This window comes from Dyella sp., assembly GCF_035503745.1.
Lineage (GTDB): Bacteria > Pseudomonadota > Gammaproteobacteria > Xanthomonadales > Rhodanobacteraceae > Dyella_B.
The window spans coordinates 87,090-103,049 of record NZ_DATJTC010000043.1 but is presented as its reverse complement, the minus strand read 5'-3'; the positions used below and the strand labels follow the sequence as shown (position 1 = coordinate 103,049).

The 15,960-nt window shown below is 62.8% G+C and carries 19 protein-coding genes and 1 tRNA gene; 14 read left to right on the top strand and 6 right to left on the bottom strand.

The features are described from left to right. Positions 1–46 precede the first annotated feature (46 nt). The 5 genes from ftsY (at position 47) to VME63_RS16890 (ending at position 3,742) form a co-directional block, all read left to right on the top strand. Complete coding sequence (gene ftsY / locus VME63_RS16910) at positions 47–1,156, top strand: signal recognition particle-docking protein FtsY (RefSeq protein ID WP_325434528.1); 1,110 nt, start codon at positions 47–49, stop codon at positions 1,154–1,156. 21 nt (positions 1,157–1,177) lie between these two features. Then, positions 1,178–2,266, top strand: a complete 1,089-nt coding sequence (locus VME63_RS16905; protein WP_325434527.1) for a membrane assembly protein AsmA — start codon at positions 1,178–1,180, stop codon at positions 2,264–2,266. Then, positions 2,263–3,318, top strand: coding sequence for an A/G-specific adenine glycosylase (gene mutY / locus VME63_RS16900; protein WP_325434526.1), 1,056 nt, complete (start codon positions 2,263–2,265; stop codon positions 3,316–3,318). The genes VME63_RS16905 and mutY overlap by 4 nt, the downstream gene beginning before the upstream one ends. Next, a complete protein-coding gene (locus tag VME63_RS16895) occupies positions 3,318–3,596 on the top strand; it encodes an oxidative damage protection protein (RefSeq protein WP_325434525.1) in 279 nt (92 codons plus the stop codon). The genes mutY and VME63_RS16895 overlap by 1 nt, the downstream gene beginning before the upstream one ends. Before the next feature lie 70 nt (positions 3,597–3,666). Then, a tRNA-Phe gene (locus tag VME63_RS16890) sits at positions 3,667–3,742 on the top strand. 643 nt (positions 3,743–4,385) lie between these two features. Here the strand turns inward: VME63_RS16890 and VME63_RS16885 are convergent. After that, a complete protein-coding gene (locus tag VME63_RS16885) occupies positions 4,386–4,694 on the bottom strand; it encodes a metalloregulator ArsR/SmtB family transcription factor (RefSeq protein WP_325434524.1) in 309 nt (102 codons plus the stop codon). A 76-nt stretch (positions 4,695–4,770) separates the two neighbouring features. Between VME63_RS16885 and VME63_RS16880 the strand changes: the two genes are divergently transcribed. The 3 genes from VME63_RS16880 to VME63_RS16870 are packed head-to-tail and all read left to right on the top strand — an operon-like array spanning position 4,771 to position 6,520. Next, a complete protein-coding gene (locus VME63_RS16880; protein ID WP_325434523.1) occupies positions 4,771–5,646 on the top strand; it encodes an MBL fold metallo-hydrolase in 876 nt (291 codons plus the stop codon). Then, positions 5,643–6,071 (top strand): YeeE/YedE family protein, encoded by a 429-nt coding sequence (locus VME63_RS16875; protein WP_325434522.1) that lies wholly within the window; start codon positions 5,643–5,645, stop codon positions 6,069–6,071. Before VME63_RS16880 ends, VME63_RS16875 begins: the two co-directional genes overlap by 4 nt. Then, entirely contained in the window at positions 6,068–6,520 is a 453-nt protein-coding gene (locus tag VME63_RS16870) for a YeeE/YedE family protein (RefSeq protein WP_325434521.1), read from the top strand. Before VME63_RS16875 ends, VME63_RS16870 begins: the two co-directional genes overlap by 4 nt. A gap of 306 nt (positions 6,521–6,826) precedes the next feature. Here the strand turns inward: VME63_RS16870 and VME63_RS16865 are convergent, their stop codons facing one another. Next, positions 6,827–7,105 carry a HigA family addiction module antitoxin gene (locus tag VME63_RS16865; RefSeq protein WP_325434520.1) on the bottom strand — a complete coding sequence of 93 codons (279 nt, stop codon included), beginning with the start codon at positions 7,103–7,105 and terminating at the stop codon, positions 6,827–6,829. A gap of 634 nt (positions 7,106–7,739) precedes the next feature. Between VME63_RS16865 and VME63_RS16860 the strand changes: the two genes are divergently transcribed. Further along, entirely contained in the window at positions 7,740–8,225 is a 486-nt protein-coding gene (locus VME63_RS16860) for a hypothetical protein (protein ID WP_325434519.1), read from the top strand. An 80-nt stretch (positions 8,226–8,305) separates the two neighbouring features. On the opposite strand, the gene VME63_RS16855 is transcribed toward VME63_RS16860, so the two are convergent. Beyond that, positions 8,306–9,817: an MASE1 domain-containing protein gene (locus VME63_RS16855; protein WP_325434518.1), complete on the bottom strand. Its 1,512-nt coding sequence runs from the start codon at positions 9,815–9,817 to the stop codon at positions 8,306–8,308. Between the two features lie 547 nt (positions 9,818–10,364). Between VME63_RS16855 and VME63_RS16850 the strand changes: the two genes are divergently transcribed. Further along, positions 10,365–10,784 carry a PepSY domain-containing protein gene (locus tag VME63_RS16850; RefSeq protein ID WP_325434517.1) on the top strand — a complete coding sequence of 140 codons (420 nt, stop codon included), beginning with the start codon at positions 10,365–10,367 and terminating at the stop codon, positions 10,782–10,784. 47 nt (positions 10,785–10,831) lie between these two features. Here the strand turns inward: VME63_RS16850 and VME63_RS16845 are convergent, their stop codons facing one another. Then, positions 10,832–11,557 (bottom strand): cytochrome c biogenesis CcdA family protein, encoded by a 726-nt coding sequence (locus tag VME63_RS16845; protein ID WP_325434516.1) that lies wholly within the window; start codon positions 11,555–11,557, stop codon positions 10,832–10,834. Positions 11,558–11,755: 198 nt separating this feature from the next. Here VME63_RS16845 and VME63_RS16840 point away from each other — a divergent pair, with 198 nt between their 5' ends. The 3 genes from VME63_RS16840 (at position 11,756) to VME63_RS16830 (ending at position 13,043) form a co-directional block, all read left to right on the top strand. Beyond that, positions 11,756–12,145 carry a thioredoxin family protein gene (locus VME63_RS16840; RefSeq protein WP_325434515.1) on the top strand — a complete coding sequence of 130 codons (390 nt, stop codon included), beginning with the start codon at positions 11,756–11,758 and terminating at the stop codon, positions 12,143–12,145. A gap of 83 nt (positions 12,146–12,228) precedes the next feature. Further along, positions 12,229–12,543, top strand: coding sequence for an MliC family protein (locus VME63_RS16835; protein ID WP_325434514.1), 315 nt, complete (start codon positions 12,229–12,231; stop codon positions 12,541–12,543). 161 nt (positions 12,544–12,704) lie between these two features. Continuing rightward, positions 12,705–13,043: a hypothetical protein gene (locus VME63_RS16830; protein ID WP_325434513.1), complete on the top strand. Its 339-nt coding sequence runs from the start codon at positions 12,705–12,707 to the stop codon at positions 13,041–13,043. Between the two features lie 71 nt (positions 13,044–13,114). Here VME63_RS16830 and recQ read toward each other — a convergent pair whose 3' ends face one another. Continuing rightward, positions 13,115–14,929, bottom strand: a complete 1,815-nt coding sequence (gene recQ / locus VME63_RS16825; RefSeq protein WP_325434512.1) for a DNA helicase RecQ — start codon at positions 14,927–14,929, stop codon at positions 13,115–13,117. Positions 14,930–15,046: 117 nt separating this feature from the next. Further along, entirely contained in the window at positions 15,047–15,388 is a 342-nt protein-coding gene (locus VME63_RS16820) for an MGMT family protein (RefSeq protein WP_325434511.1), read from the bottom strand. Between the two features lie 167 nt (positions 15,389–15,555). On the opposite strand from VME63_RS16820, the gene VME63_RS16815 reads away from it, so the two are divergent. After that, the gene (locus VME63_RS16815; RefSeq protein WP_325434510.1) at positions 15,556–15,960 is read left to right on the top strand and encodes a hypothetical protein; all 405 of its coding nucleotides are present in this window, start codon (positions 15,556–15,558) and stop codon (positions 15,958–15,960) included.

The following is a 15,960-nucleotide window of genomic DNA, read 5'->3' as shown; positions in this document are numbered from 1 at the left end:
GTCGGGGTGGTAGCATGCCGCCCATTGTCTTTGAATCACGACCCCCATGCTCAAGTTCTGGAAGAAGAAGCCCGCCGACAACGGCACCGGGGAACACGAGGAAACGGCCCAACCGGCACCCGCCCCTGTCGCGGCGCCCGAGACGCCGCTCGCGCTGGATACGCCCGATCCCGCCCCTGCGGCCGTTGCGCCTGCCGCCGATGAGCCCGCTGCCGCCGAGCCTGCCGCCGAGGCGACGGCCAAACGCGGCTGGCGCGAGCGGCTGTCGGGCAGCACGTTCGCGCGCGGCCTGTCTTCGCTGTTCCGGCGCCATCCAAAATTGGACGACAACCTGCTGGACGAGCTTGAAACCACGCTGATCACCGCGGACGTGGGCATCGAAGCCAGCACATCGCTGGTGGAAGACCTGCGCAAACGCATGCACAAGCGCGAGTTCGCCGATGCCGATGCCTTGCTGCAGGCCCTGCGGCAAGAACTGATCGCGTTGCTCAAGCCTGTGCAAAAGCCACTCTCCATCGACGGGCACAAACCTTTCGTGGTGCTCACCGTAGGCATCAACGGCGTGGGCAAGACCACCACCATCGGCAAGCTCGCGCGCCGCTGGCGCGAGGAAAAGCGCCAGGTGCTGCTGGCCGCCGGCGACACCTTTCGCGCCGCGGCGGTCGAGCAATTGAAGACCTGGGGCGAACGCAACCAGGTGCCGGTGATCTCCCAAGGCCAGGACGCCGACGCGGCCAGCGTCATCTTCGACGCCTTGCAAGCGGCGCGTTCGCGCCACGCCGACGTACTGATCGCCGACACCGCCGGCCGCCTGCACACGCAGGGCGGGCTGATGGACGAACTGGGCAAGATCGCGCGCGTGCTGAAAAAGCTCGACGACCAGGCCCCGCACGAGGTGTTGATGGTGATCGACGGCACCACCGGCCAGAATGCGGTGAACCAGGTGCGCCAGTTCCGCCAGATCGTCGGCGTCACCGGCCTGGTGGTGACCAAGCTCGACGGCACCGCCAAGGGGGGCGTGGTATTCGCGCTGGCGCGCGAGTTCGGGCTGCCGATTCGTTTCGTCGGCCTGGGCGAAACCGCCGCGGACCTGCGCGTGTTCGATGCCGATGCCTATGTCGATGGCCTGCTTCCCGCCGATTTCGCTCGTGCCTGAGAGATTGCCCTGCCAACGCCGATGAATTTGCCGCGCCCATTGCGAGTACTGCTGATCGCCTGCGCCGGCATGGCCGGAGCCATGGCGCTCTCGGTGCTGGCCGCGCTGTATCTGCTGCTGCAACCGGACCGGTTCACCCGGCTGTTGCAGACCCAGGCTAATCAGGCTGGCTTGCAGCTCACCCTCTCCAGCCCCGCCAGCCCCACCCTGTTTCCGCGTCCGGCGCTGCAATTGGTGGGTATTACGCTGGCCGCGCGCGACAGCGGCCTGGGCGCACCGAACATGCCGATCCTGCTGGCGGCCAACGGCCGGCTGGTGCTGCCCTGGCGCTCGCTGTTCGGCGGCCCGATCGTGATCTCGCGCCTGCAGATCGACTCGCCGCGCGTAGATCTCGATGCGCTGCAGGCATGGCTGACCAGCCTGCCCCCGAAGTCGGCGACCGTGCCGGAAGAAATTCCAAGCATCGTCACCGGCGTGCGCATCCGCAACGGCAGCGTGGTGGAAGGCGACAGCGAATGGTTGAGCGGCGTATCGCTCGACACCGGCCGCCTCGCGCCCTCGCAGCCATTCTGGATCAACCTTTCGGCCAGGGAAAACGACGGCACGCCCTTGCAACTGCAGATATCCAGCGTGCCAAGCATCGCCGATGGCACGTTGCTGCTCAGCAACCTCCAACTGCGCGCCTCCGATAGCAACGCCTCGGCGCTGCGCCTGAGCGGCCAGGCACGCTGGTGGGGTGCGGCCCACGCATCGATCGCACTTGCGGGCAAGTTCTACGAGGCCGGCCAGGGCGACTACGACGCCGCCATCTCGCTGTCGCCGGCCACGCAGCACAATCCGCTGCTGCTGCGCGTGAAGCTGCTGGGCAAGGACAACCACATCGACCTGGAACTGCCGCCCCTGGCGCTGGCGCAATGGTGGAACCAGATGGCCAATCCACAAGGGCCGATGATTGCCTCGCCACCCGGCAACGGCCAAATCGAGATGGCCACGCTGGACGTGGGCAAAGTGCATATCGAGGGCCTCAGCATCCAGACCGGCAACGCCGTGCCCGCCAACGCAAGCAGTGCCGCCGCACCCGCCCAACCCGCCGGGCCGCATCCCCTGTGACCGCATTCGCCACGTCATTGCTCGCCTGGTTCGATCGCCATGGCCGCCACGACCTGCCCTGGCAGCATCCGCGCGACGCCTATCGCGTGTGGCTGTCGGAAATCATGCTGCAGCAGACGCAGGTGTCCACCGTAATTCCCTATTTTCAGCGCTTCCTCGCGCGCCTGCCGACGCTGGGCGACCTCGCCGCCGCCGACGAAGACGTCGTGCTCGCACTGTGGTCGGGGCTTGGCTACTACCGCCGCGCACGCTTCCTGCATCGCGCCGCGCAACTATGCGCGGAGCGGCACGACGGAGAACTGCCGCGCGATTTCGACGCGCTTGCGGCACTGCCGGGCATCGGCCGCTCCACCGCGGGCGCGATACTCGCGCAGGCTTACCAATTGCGCTTTCCCATTCTCGACGGCAACGTCAAACGCGTCTTGACGCGCTACCACGGCATCGTGGGTCATCCGGGCGAGCGCGAAGTGGAAAAACAGCTGTGGCTGCGCGCGGACGAACACACGCCTGCCAAACGCACGGCCGACTACACCCAGGCGATCATGGACCTGGGCGCCACGGTATGCGTGCGCACTCGTCCCTTGTGCGATACCTGCCCCATGCGCAAGACCTGCGTAGCGCACCGCGACCACCTCACCGCGCAACTGCCCACACCCAAGCCAGCCAAGGCCATTCCCACGCGCAGCACCATCATGCTGGTGCTGCGCGACGCGACCCAGCGCGTGTTACTGCAACGACGTGGCGCGCACGGCGTGTGGGCCGGCCTGTGGAGCCTGCCCGAAGCCGATGACACCGATGGCGCATGGCGCGAGGCGCAGGCGCGCGCGCGGATCGACGATGCGCTGGCACTGACCCCGTTCGTCCACGTATTCAGCCACTACCGCCTGCAGATCCAGCCCTTGTTGTTCGAGGGCGCAGCGCCAAGGCAAGCCATCGCCGATAATGACAACCAACGCTGGTGCGCGGAGTCGGAGCTGCCCTCGCTGGGTCTGCCCGCTCCAGTCAGATCCTTGCTGCTGGCGTTGCCACAATCCTCCGAGGAGCCCCTTTGATGAGCCGTACCGTTCACTGCGCCAAGCTCGGCATCGATGCCGAAGGCCTGGACTTCGCCCCCTGGCCCGGCCCACTGGGCCAGCGCATCTACGCGGAAATCTCCAAGCCCGCATGGCAGCAGTGGCTGAACCATCAGACCATGCTGATCAACGAATACCGCTTGAACCCGCTCGATCCGAAATCGCGCCAGTTCCTGGGCGGCGAAATGGAAAAATTCCTGTTCGGCGGCGAAGCGAAAAAGCCTGATGGCTACGTCGCCCCCGACACCGAGTCTTGACGCGGCCCTCACCATCCGATTTAATGTGCGGCTCCACGCAATACCGATGACCCAAGCGGTCGTCCACCCTGGCCGGGTAGCTCAGTTGGTAGAGCAGGGGATTGAAAATCCCCGTGTCGGCGGTTCGATTCCGTCCCCGGCCACCATTAGATTTCAACGGCTTGCAGCAATGCAGGCCGTTTTCATTTCTGCATCGGGTCACTTTGTTAGCCGCTCAGTTGCCGTTTGGCAACGGCTTGCCAGCAATTTGATTGATGCAAACACTACGTGTGTTTCTCCGCTTGCCCACATGGGCCAAGATGACCTCCTCTTCCCACACTGTGTCCCATAGTCGGTGCAGTTCCCTAACCTGCTGCCGATAGACACCTGATAGGTCTGTGGAACCGGGTGCGTACCAGTTTTCGTTTTTCCAGGAAAAAATCCCCCGTTACCACCATATGAGAGCTGTGTGGCAACTCTCCGCCCCACGTTGCTACTTTTTTCCTAGCGTCCTGCTAAAACACCAATCAACGCTTTCGCTCACCCCGACTCCACCGGTGGTTGGGCACGTTTTTTCATCTCCCCTACTCCACCGCAGAAGTCGCGTCGGCGCCGTCCGGATTTTCCTCGCGCCGACCGCGTTAGCGACCCGAAAAGCCCTCAAGAGCGACGATGTACGCGCGCGTCCCCAACTAGGCGAGCCTAGAAACGATAGCGTTTAGACGGCCAAATGGAGAGTGGGAGGGGAGGTGCAGGTACACGCACCTGATCTGCCAGTTCTACCTCTGAGATATGCATACCCGTCATCGATCACTTGGCGCAATAGATACTGTGCAGAGTTGCCATCAGCGCCCGCACCGGACCATCGGCCAGTTGGTAGTACACCGTCTGTGCCTCGCGCCGGGTAGTCACCAACTCTTCTTCGCGCAACCGCGCCAGATGCTGTGAGAGCGCCGACTGGCTCAGGTTCAGACGTTCCTGCATGGTGCCCACAGCCAGTTCCCCTTCGGCCAGGTGGCACAAGATCAACAGCCGCTGCTGGTTGGCCAGCGCTTTGAGCAAGTCGGCGGCCTCACCTGCATGAGCGCGCATGCGCGCGGGATTGGTGATGGACTTCATGCCACGTATTGTGCCGTACTTTTATTAATTAGATTTTTCTAATATACTGGCCTCTCCGTTCATTGCAGAGGCCGCCATGACTGCGCTTGTTACCTCGTTCTTCCACAGGCCCACCTCGACATGGACCCATGTCGCCAGCGATCCCGCCAGCCACACGGCTGTGGTGATCGACCCAGTGCTGGATTTTGAGCCAGCCAGCGGACGCATCGACACGCATGCCGCGCATGCCGTGCTTGATTACCTTCACGACAAGCAACTGTCGCTGGTGTGGATCCTAGAGACGCATGCTCATGCCGATCACCTCAGTGCAGCGGCGTGGCTGCGCACCCGCACCGGCGCACCGGTGGCGATCGGGGCAGGTATCACGATTGTAGAAGCCACCTTCAAACCTCGATTGGGTCTTAGCGACAGTTTTCCTGCCAATGGGTCATCCTTCGATCGTTTGCTGCACACAGGCGAGCGACTGCCGTTGGGTACGCTGGAAGTGGAAGTGATGGCTACGCCAGGACATACACCCGACAGCGTGAGTTATCGCATCGGCGATGCTGTATTCATTGGCGATACGTTGTTTTCGCCTGCCTGTGGTAGTGCCCGCTGCGACTTTCCTGGTGGCGATGCCGCCACGTTGTACGACTCGGTACAGCGCTTGTACCAATTACCACCCGAGACACGCGTCTATCTCTGCCACGACTATCCGCCCGACGGTGTGGCACCGCGGGCGCAGGTGAGTCTTGCCGAGGAACGGGAAAGCAATGCGCATCTCGCCGCGCACGTCACCAAAGAAGCATTTGTCGAACTGCGCATGAGGCGGGATACCACGCTCGCCGTACCACGCCTACTGTGGCCGTCCTTGCAGGTAAACATTCGCGCCGGCCACCTGCCCTCACCTGACATAAATGGACAGCGGTTCCTGCAACTCCCGCTGGACATTGGCGCATGGGAGGTCACGTGAGTAATTTCACGCCATGGAGTGCGTTGTACGGCGGCATATTGATCGGCCTGGCATCACTGTGGCTGATGGCAACACTCGGACGCATCGCCGGTATCAGCGGCATTACCTATAGCCTGCTTCCGCCGAAAGCCGGTGACGCCCTATGGCGCGTGGCATTCGTTATCGGCTTACCTCTAGGTGCGTGCCTGTGGAGTTTCTGGCATGGTCACGCTCATGCAACCAGCCATGCACCTGCTTGGCAATTGGCGCTGGCCGGCTTGTTGGTTGGCATGGGCACCCGCCTTGGAGGTGGCTGCACCAGCGGTCACGGCATCTGCGGCGTGGCACGGCTGTCACCACGTTCACTCGTCGCGGTGCCGGTATTCATGGCTACGGCCATGCTCACGGTCGCATTGATCCGCCATGTCTTTGGGAGCACACCATGAAGCGCATTCTCGCGGCGCTATCTGCTGGCGCATTGTTTGGTGCTGGACTGGATGAATCGAACATGGCCGATCCGCGTAAGGTGCTAGCCTTCCTTGACGTGTTTGGCCAATGGGATCCGAGCCTGCTATGGGTCATGGTCGGTGCGGTGACCGTATACGCAATAGGTTATCGCCTGCTGATACGACGAGATCGCCCGTGGCTGGCACACACTTTCAATCTGCCGACCGCCTCGCGCATCGATGTGCGTTTGCTCGGCGGCATGGCCCTCTTCGGTATCGGCTGGGGACTTAGCGGCTACTGCCCAGGCCCTGCACTAGCCGGGCTCGGGCTGTCTAATCCCGATGTGTTCGCACTGGTCCCAAGCATGCTGTTTGGCGGATGGATCGCCGACTATTGGTCAAAGGCACCATCGCTGCCCGTGAAGACCATCGCAGCAGAAGCGAAATGAGCCTTGTAGGGTTGCTCTGCCAAACCTGTCCCTGCTGATCAGGACCGCACAGGGGTCGTGGAAAGCCATCGTCCGCAAGACCGGCTGGCCCGCTGTTTCCATGACATTTCGCATCAAGCGTGACGCCGAAGATTGGGCACGCCGGACCGAGGATGAAATGGTCCGGGGCGTGTACATCGTGCGCACGCGGAGCTCGCAAATGCTCGTCGGTGATCAGGCATGGTAGTGATCCTTAATTCGTTGAAGTGGCGTTGCATGAAATTCATTGTGAGCGTCGAAGACTATGCACCGGAGCGCGCCCTCGCATCACGCTGCGAGCTTCGTGACGCCCTTTGGCGCACTCTTACGCGCCTGACAAAGCTCATAGCTCGCCTGAAGGTTCATCCACGTTTCCGCGGTGCCCACACCAGCCTGCTCCAACCGCCATGCAAACTCGGCACTGATGCCCGCGCGGCCATTCACCACACGCGACAGCGTCACACGCGTCACGCCCAGACGTTCCGCAGCCTCCCCGATCGTCAAACCCAACGGCTCGAGAACATCGCTCTTGATGATCTCGCCCGGATGCACAGGATTCCTAATCATTTGCCACTCCTTACCTAACGCGCCCCTCAGGCCTTAGTTCAAGTCGCACATTCATGGCGGGCCCAAGGCCAATGTTTTCGACGACACCATGGATAAACAACGAGTCTGCTGTCTTGGACTGATCGATCCTCGCACTTCAACAATAATTGATCTGGGGGCATCCAACGCACCCGCCCCTCGGTACTTCAAATTTAAGAATTGGGCGAAATGCCTCTTGATGGTGCCGCTCGCTGATCAAATTCGATAACTCTCTTTGAGTTGCGCGTGTCTCCTGCAACGCCTTCCTGGCGAAGTCCGCCATCCAGGCTGTGAAGGCGACCGCTGCACCGGTGGCGCCACCGGGTAAGCCCCGTTCTCCTTCGGCAATCGTGGCTGCATTTTTTCGATTTAATCGATCTACATGCCGACAATGAAAGAATCACCATCCCCAATACCCAGCGCCGGCCCGCGGAGCGCTTTTGTTTACGGCCTTCCGCAAGAGTACGCGACCGTCTTCACATGAAAATCACGCCGCCTTCGGCGCGCTGAATTAATTGCGTTAGCAGGCACTTCTACACGCGCGCGCAACAATCACCGATGCTAGATTGCAAGCAGAAGTGGGCGCCGCCCACCGTCACGCGAGGGGATATCAGCCATGTTGCAGAACGTTTTTCGCCGTGCCGTGCTCACCACTGCGCTGACCATCGGCTTATCGAGCGCAGCGTTCGCAGCGTTCGCGACCGAGCCGCCGTCTACGGGTCTGGGCCAGGCGTGGCCAAACACCACCGATGTCAGCGTCAGCCCGCGTTATCACGCCTATGTCTTCGTGCTCGGCGGCATTCAATACATCCAGATCAACGATTTGAACGGCAACGTATTGGGCAGTGTCGGCACGGCGGGCGGTCAATTCATCGTCTTGCCGATCGGCAAGTTCGCTCAGTACGTTTCCACGCCGCAGCACGCCGCTGCCGCAAGCAACAACGCGAGGCCGGCGTCATCGCCAGCCACCGTCTACAACGACGGAGCCACCACGGTGACCGCGACGCCCATGAGCGACGGCACGACGCAGTTGACCGCCTCGCCGGTCACGGCGCAGGACACCTGCACCGATCCGGCCATATGCAGCAGCAATGGGCCGTAACTGGCAATTTGCAGGCGTCAGCACACGCAAAGGCTGACGCTGCCAACTAGAAAAAAGCCCGGCACATTGCCGGGCTTTTGTTAGCCATCGCGCATCAGCCAACTGATTCTTCGTCCGCCGGGGAAAGTCCGCTCGCGGGCGTACCCTTCGAAAGTCGCGGCACGATCTTTGATCGCCTTGAGTCCGACTCCGCTGGTGGTGCGCACAAGACGGGGAAGCAGGTCTTCCCAGCGAACGTGGGGCAAGCGCATGGGATGGGCCTGGAAGACGATACTGACGATCACCCATCGCCGCCCTTCCGACTCGCCACTGCGGATTCGAACGCATACATCGCTGACATCTTTGTAACTGCATCCCTCCGAGACAGCCTCGCAAACCATGCGGTAAAGAGCCAGGTGAACCGTTGACGAAAGGCAGCTGAGCTGGCCTTGAAGCTCGCACCAGTAGCGTAAGCCCGCGCGATCCAGCATGCGGGCAACGGCGCCTTCGCGCAGGGCCGCCGGCAAACCGCGCTCGCGCCAGACCACCGGATGCAGGCTGTCGGAAATACCGAACAACTGGTCCTGCGCTGCCAACGCGACACGTTGATAGCCGCCATCATCGATGGCCGGCTGCAGGTGGCGAAGCCTTCCGAGCATCATCGAATATCCGGCGCGCACAGTTTCCCGCGCTTGCTCAAGTGCCTGCGCGGTCATGCGCAACTGCATCTCGCCCAAGTGCACGTTGCGCTGCGCGAGGGCCAACGCGGTGCGCACTTCCTGCCGCTCCCGCTCCGCCTTGCGGTCCAGCGCTTCGATACGCCCGCCTACCAGCAGCATCGTGGAAATGGCGAACGCGATCACCACTTCCGCCTGAATGGTGGCATGGTCGTACGTCTGCGGCATCAACCCCACGAGCGCAAGACTGGCCGCGGTACCGCCAAAAGCCGCGCCTTGCCAGCCGTGACGCAAAGCCAGCCATACCACCGGAAGGAACATGGCGACTTGGACCATGCCGCGCAGATGGGGGCTGCTAAAGCCCACCCACATCAGCACTGCCAGTGCCGGCGCGATAAAACACGCGCTTTCCAGGGCGACACGGCTTTCGGAGACTTTGACCAGCGTATCGCGCCATCCGTTTGCGCGAACGGCCCGATGCACCGCCAGCGAAGCCGGCACCACCGCCAGGATGCCCAGGAAGTTGCCTAGCAGCCATTGCGCGGCCAGATGATCATAGTGCGCCGGCTTGGTCCCGGCTGGGTAGACGATGGTGGAGAACAGCAGCATGTCGTTGGCCATGACCACGACGGACACGATCAATGCGCAAGCCAGCAGCAGGCCGACATGCACCCCTGCCTTGCGGTCCAATAGCGCGGTCCGCTTGCGGAAAAAATACACAATAGGGGCGCACAGCAACAGCGTGGGAATGGGTTTTAGCAAAGCCCAGGTGAGCCCCCATTGCGGAGCGCATGCAATGGCAAGGGGAACTTGCGTGATGGCCTCCGCAGCCATCATCAGTGGCCAATAGCGATAAGGCGTCAGCATCAACACCGCCACGTGCACACCGCAAAGCAACATGAAGTGCGGAACATCCAGTTGCCGGATGAGAGACACTCCGATGCCGTAGCAGACAGCTACGACAAGTTGCTTCCACCAACCGTTTAGCCCTGACTTTTCCTGCATCGTATCCCACTCCCCAGAAGGATCGGTGACGCTTGGAATGACGTGGTGACGATCCACGTTTTGGCGTGAAACCGTGGTGAAGTTTCCTGCCCCATGTTTCGGGCCATATTAACGCAAGCGGAGCCTCGCAATAACTTGCGCGGCGCAAGCTGTGACCTCAGTTGTGAAAGCCGCCCTCACGCCCTGCCGCTGCGGATGGAACATTTGCCGGTTTGCCCACCCATGCAGCCTTTTTTACCGCCGTATCGAGATGAAACGGCAACGCGTCCTTTTGGTCTTGTCCGGTGCGGCTGGATCACACGATCCAGCGCGGGAAAGTCGCACAAGGTTAGCGCCACTGACCTGGATTTCGCTGGCGGCAGCGCGCATGCATGCCGAAAGAAGATGAACGAAAAACCGCCTCTCAACGCTTCATTCATCCGGGATTGATGCATCGCATCCAAGACTCGATGTCCCGCAGGCAGATGAGGAAACGTCCGTGAAGAAGATCGTTTCATTGACCATTGCGCTGGCGCTGGGATGGACTGGCGGTGCCATGGCACAGGAACAGGCGATGACTCAGCAGGAGGTGAGCGCACAGCTCGCCGAGCAGGGTTATACCGATATTCACGACCTCGATTTCCACCACGGCATGTGGACGGCCCGCGCGCGCAGCGGCGATGGCGAGCATGTGGCATTGCGCATCGATCCGGAAACGGGCCGCGCCTATCCGGACAAGCAGGTCTCACGTTTCAGCGAAGCGGACGTGCGCGCGTCGCTATCGACCCAAGGCTTCACCCACGTGCATGACGTCGATTTCGATCACGGCATTTGGACGGCCAAAGCGAAGAGTGCCGCGGGCGCCGGCGTATCGTTGCAGATCGACGCCCAGACCGGGCGCATCATCGGCGGCGACTGATCGGTGCGGCACCGGTGCAAGCGCGCCCATGCGTGGGCGCGCATTTCCTAAAGCGAGGTGGTGAGGTTGGTCACCCAATCGGGCAGCACGCCTATCAGCGCCGCCTCCAGGCTGTGATCCATGCCGGTGACGATCAACACCCCCACCACCACGATCAGCCCGCCGAGCACGCGCCTGCCGCGCGTCCCCGCGCTCATCAGGCGGCCGCGCCAACGCGACAGCAAGCTTTGCGTGGCAAATGCCAGGATCAGCAACACGGTGGCGATGCCCAAGGCAAAGGCCAGCATGACGAAGGCCACCTGGGCGAGATTCTTGCCTTGCGCGGCCAGCACGATAGCCGCACCCAACGTGGGACCTACGCACGGGCTCCACACCAGCCCCAACAGCACGCCGATGCCGGCCTGCCCGGCCAATCCGAAGCGCTCCAGCCGCGCCTGCCGCTCGCCGGCCCAGTTCGCCAGCGGCGCAATGAGGTGCTCGAACCACGTTTGCAGAGCCGGCACCAGCAGGACCACCCCGATAACCAGCAGCAGCGCCGCACTCCAGGTGCGGATGCTGGTGCTGTCCAGCCCCACCGATGCGCCAACGGTGGCGATGGCAAAACCGGCCAGCGTAAACGAAGCCACCAGGCCCAAGGCCAACGCCAGCGGCCCGAAGCGATGGCGCTGCGCGGCGCTGCCAAGCACGATGGGAACCAGCGGAATCACGCAGGGCGAGAGGATCGTCAGCACGCCCGCGAGATAGGCAACCAGAGGATTGAGATGATGATTCATAAGCTAATTGGCCTACCAAGAAAGTGAATGCCGCCGTGCGCGCGATGGTTCATGCCCAGGCCCGTCAAGCGCGAACGCTGCCGTGCACGGAGTCTTTCGGCGAATGGATCCAAACAGTTACAACCTGCGCAATACATGTAACCCATCGCCGCCTGTCACCGAACAGCGATAGTGAAAGCCATCGCAAGGAAACGTCCCATGTCCAAGCTCCGCACGCTTTACCTCATCGCCCTGGCGCTGCTCGTCACCGCCGTGGCGCATGCGCAACCGATCCAGCCGTTTTCCATGAATGCCCTCAAAGCCGCCCAGGCCGCCGGCCAGCCGATACTGGTGGACGCCTACGCGAGCTGGTGCCCGACCTGCCGCAAACAGGCCCCGACCATTGATGCGCTCAGCAACGATCCGGCATTCGCCAAGCTGCTGATTCTGCGACTGGATTACGACAATCAAACCGCCGAAAAGCGCGCACTGGGCATCACCCAGCAAAGCACGCTGATCGTCTTCCACGGCACCAAGGAAACCGGGCGCGAGGTGGGCGTGACCGATCCCGGCCAGATCAGGATGCTGGCGAAATCCGCCCTGCCCTAGTGACCCGGTAGGCGTCGTTTTATGCTGGCCCCTGGTGAACCGAGGGCCAGCCCATGCGTATTGGCTGCACAACCTTCACGGCCATGACGCTGGCCCTGGCATGCTGCGGTGCAGCATCGGCCGAGCAGCGGGCCGCAACCGACGATGCCGCTTCCTGGACGAACTACGTCTGCCGTGACGGTCAGACTGTGCAGGCGGCGTATCCGGATACCCACACCGCCTGGGTCAAGATCAAAGGACAGATGCACACCCTGCATGTAGTCATCTCCGGCAGCGGCGCGCGCTATACCGGCGAGGGCTGGCAATGGTGGACCAAGGGCATGCGCGAGGGCATGCTCGCCCCGCTCGCCAAGGGCGAAACCATCGCCGACCCGGGCCTCGCCTGCCACGCGCACTGAGCTGACCTGGGGTCAGTTTGCACTGACAGTCACTGGTTCTAACAACCCGGTCACAAACGTCATCGGATCATCCCCGCGCCGCCATCTGGATGACGCATAGGAATAACGGGCGCGTCATCAGCGCCAGGCATGCTTGCAACATCGGACATGGAGTCATTCCCGTGATGTCGCAGTATGTTTTTCCGTCCAGCCGTGGCCTGTTTCGCATTGTCCGGCACGGTCATCGCTGGCGTTCGCTGGTCGAGGCGCGCGAATGGGCGCGGCACGATTCGGCACAGGCGGCGCTGGACGCGCTGCGTGTGGCCTGGCCGCAGGCGCGCCTTCCGCAAACCTTGGGCGAATGGCGCTACATCGCCGGACAGGCCGATCTGCCGCATGCGCGGCTGGCGCGCGCCACCAGCACCTTCAGGCCCAGCAGTGTCGATCCTTCGCAGGCCCGCGTGCGCCGTTCGCGGCGTATCCAGGGTCGTCCGAGTCGTGGCGTGACCGATCACGGATGATCGGTTGCGCTCTTTTGCCCAGCGTCCTTAATCCTTGTCGTCACGTCGAGAACGAGGATGACGTCAGGTGTTTACTCCCTGGCGTTGATCACTTCCAGGAAGTCGCGGCCGTAGCGTTTTAACTTGGCCTCGCCCACACCGCTGATCGAGGCCAGGTCGTCTTCGCTTTCGGGCATCGCACGCAGCATGGCCAGCAACGTGGCATCGTGAAAGATCACATAGGCCGGTACGCCATGCTGTTTGGCCAGGCGCGAACGCAGTGCGCGCAGGGCTTCCCACAACGGCTGCTCGTAGGCTTCGATGCCCAGGCTTGCTCCGGTCACCAGCTGGCTATCGCGTCGGCGCGATGCGCGCCGTGCCTCGCGCGTTTCCTCGCGCATGTGCACGGCTTGGTTGCCCACCAGCACATCGCGGCTAGCCGCGGTCAGGCGCAGGGTGCCGTACCCTTCTCCGTCGGTGGCGAGCAAGCCCGCCGCCAGCAATTGGCGAAACACCGAGCGCCATTGCTTTTCGTCCATGTCCGCGCCGATACCGAAGGTGGTGAGGCGATCGTGTCCCAGTTCGCTCATGCGCGCGCCATCGATGCCGCGCAGAATGTCGATCACATGCCCCGAACCGAAGCGCTGGCCGCTGCGATACACCGCCGACAGCGCTTTTTGCGCAGGCACGGTGGCGTTCCAGGTTTTGGGCGGTTCGATGCAGTTGTCGCAGCGCCCGCACGGTCCATGAAAATCTTCGCCGAACGCGCCAAGCAGCAACTCGCGGCGGCAGCGCGTGGCTTCGGCATAGGCGAGCAGCGATTCCAATTTCTGTCGCTCGATGCGCTTGCGCTCATCCGCCGATTCGGATTGGGCGATCATCTGGCTCATCGTCACCACGTCGGACAGGCCGTAGATCATCCATGCCTCGGCCGGCAAGCCATCGCGGCCCGCGCGTCCGGTTTCCTGGTAGTAGCCCTCCATGCTGCGCGGCAGATCCAGATGCGCCACGAAACGCACGTCGGGCTTGTCGATACCCATGCCGAAGGCGACGGTTGCCACCATCACCACGCTGTCCTCGCGCAGGAAACGTGTCTGATTGGCCGCGCGCGTGGCCGCGTCCAGCCCTGCGTGATAGGGCAGCGCCGCCATGCCCGCCTCGACCAGCTGGCTTGCCGTGTCGTCCACTTTCTTGCGGCTCAGGCAATACACGATGCCCGCGTCGCCGCGTCGCTCGGCGAGAAAATCCTGCAGTTGGCGCCGTGCGTTGTGGCGCAATCCCACGCGATAGCGAATATTGGGCCGGTCGAAACTGGAGACGAACTGCTTGGCCTGTTCCAGCGCGAGCCGCTCGACGATCTCCGCGCGCGTGCGCGGATCGGCGGTGGCGGTAAGCGCGATGCGCGGCACCTCGGGGAAGCGCTGGTGCAGGATCGTCAGTTCGCGATATTCCGGACGGAAATCGTGTCCCCATTGCGAAACGCAGTGCGCCTCGTCGATGGCGAACAGCGCGATCCCGGTGCGTTCGAGCAACTCCAGGAAGCGTGCCGTGAGCAAGCGTTCCGGCGCCACGTAAAGCAGATCCAGTTCGCCCTGCAGCAGTTGCTTTTCGATCTCGCGCTGGCGCTGCGCATCGAGGCTGGAATTGAGGTACGCCGCCGCCACGCCCGCTTCGCGCAAGGCATCGACCTGATCCTGCATCAACGCGATCAGCGGCGACACCACGATACCGGTACCCTGCCGCAACAAAGCCGGAATCTGATAGCACAACGACTTGCCGCCGCCGGTGGGCATCAACACCAACGCATCGCCGCCTTCGGCAACGTGCTGGACGATGGCTTGCTGCGGATCGCGAAAGTGAGCGTAACCGAAGACGCTCTGCAGAATATCGAGGGCGGTGGCGGACATCCGTCGCATCGTAGCAAACCGCTTCGTGCGGCTCACGCCGAATGTGTAGTCCAATCACCTGGCGTGGTGTCGGACATGCGCGACAGTCCCGGCCGACAACGCGGCCATATCTCGCCGCTAACGGCCCGGCAACCCCCACAGGGCGCGATCGATATCCGCATCGAGGCCAAAACGCGCCAGCGGCACGCGGCCGTTCTTTACCTCCACGCCCTCAGCCTTCAACAGCCGGCTTTGCTCGCGAAAACCGCGACTGCCCGGCGGCATCGCGATCTGGCCATTGGAACGCAGCACGCGAAACCACGGCAGCACCATGCCGTCGGGCACCTCGCCCAGCAGCCGGCCGACCAGCCGCGCCCGCCCAGGCAGGCCTGCGCGGGCGGCAATCGCCCCATAACTGGCCACGCGGCCGGGCGGGATCGCCGCGATCGCTTCGAAGACCTTCAGGTATTCCGGTTTCATGACAACGTGCACCTTGCCAGGGACGCGCCGCATCGTTCATGGGCGCCAATGGGCGCGGCGCGCGCGCGCCGCCGGGCCATCCTCGCATGCCTTGTACGCAAAATTAATCCGGGCGGGCCCGCGTCGTGGCACAGTAGTGCCCTGTTCGCTTCTATCAGGATCGCGCCATGCATCATTTCGAGGCCGTGCGCTCGCTGATCGGCAGTCTGCATCCGTTGCGGCAGAACGATCCATATCTCATCAGCTTCGACCTGGCACTGCCGCACGGGCGCCACCAGGGTATTTACCTGGCGGAACTGGAGGACGAAGGCGGACGGCGCTATCTGCGCATCTCAACGCCCATCGGCCCGCTTTCGGGCACCGACCCCAAACGCTGCCTGCGCTTCAACTGGGAACAGCGCAACGGCTTCCTGGCGGTGGCGGACCTGGATGGCTCGCCCTACCTGCATCTGTGCGAAAACCGGCCGTACGAGCTGTTGAACCAGCAGGAGCTGCGCCGGCTGATCGGTGAACTGGGCACGCTGGGGGATCAGCTGGAACAAGTGATCGTCAGCGGCGGCGATACTTTCTAG

What these genes read in the sequence shown, in the direction of transcription:
- VME63_RS16860 (WP_325434519.1), top strand. Translation starts at nt 7,740, where the DNA reads ATGTTGCAGAACGTTTTTCGCCGTGCCGTGCTCACCACTGCGCTGACC.
- VME63_RS16845 (WP_325434516.1), bottom strand. Translation starts at nt 11,557, where the DNA reads ATGAATCATCATCTCAATCCTCTGGTTGCCTATCTCGCGGGCGTGCTG.
- VME63_RS16885 (WP_325434524.1), bottom strand. Translation starts at nt 4,694, where the DNA reads ATGAAGTCCATCACCAATCCCGCGCGCATGCGCGCTCATGCAGGTGAG.
- recQ (WP_325434512.1), bottom strand. Translation starts at nt 14,929, where the DNA reads ATGTCCGCCACCGCCCTCGATATTCTGCAGAGCGTCTTCGGTTACGCT.
- VME63_RS16905 (WP_325434527.1), top strand. Translation starts at nt 1,178, where the DNA reads ATGAATTTGCCGCGCCCATTGCGAGTACTGCTGATCGCCTGCGCCGGC.
- VME63_RS16840 (WP_325434515.1), top strand. Translation starts at nt 11,756, where the DNA reads ATGTCCAAGCTCCGCACGCTTTACCTCATCGCCCTGGCGCTGCTCGTC.
- VME63_RS16835 (WP_325434514.1), top strand. Translation starts at nt 12,229, where the DNA reads ATGACGCTGGCCCTGGCATGCTGCGGTGCAGCATCGGCCGAGCAGCGG.
- VME63_RS16880 (WP_325434523.1), top strand. Translation starts at nt 4,771, where the DNA reads ATGACTGCGCTTGTTACCTCGTTCTTCCACAGGCCCACCTCGACATGG.
- VME63_RS16815 (WP_325434510.1), top strand. Translation starts at nt 15,556, where the DNA reads ATGCATCATTTCGAGGCCGTGCGCTCGCTGATCGGCAGTCTGCATCCG.
- VME63_RS16895 (WP_325434525.1), top strand. Translation starts at nt 3,318, where the DNA reads ATGAGCCGTACCGTTCACTGCGCCAAGCTCGGCATCGATGCCGAAGGC.
- VME63_RS16870 (WP_325434521.1), top strand. Translation starts at nt 6,068, where the DNA reads ATGAAGCGCATTCTCGCGGCGCTATCTGCTGGCGCATTGTTTGGTGCT.
- VME63_RS16820 (WP_325434511.1), bottom strand. Translation starts at nt 15,388, where the DNA reads ATGAAACCGGAATACCTGAAGGTCTTCGAAGCGATCGCGGCGATCCCG.
- ftsY (WP_325434528.1), top strand. Translation starts at nt 47, where the DNA reads ATGCTCAAGTTCTGGAAGAAGAAGCCCGCCGACAACGGCACCGGGGAA.
- VME63_RS16865 (WP_325434520.1), bottom strand. Translation starts at nt 7,105, where the DNA reads ATGATTAGGAATCCTGTGCATCCGGGCGAGATCATCAAGAGCGATGTT.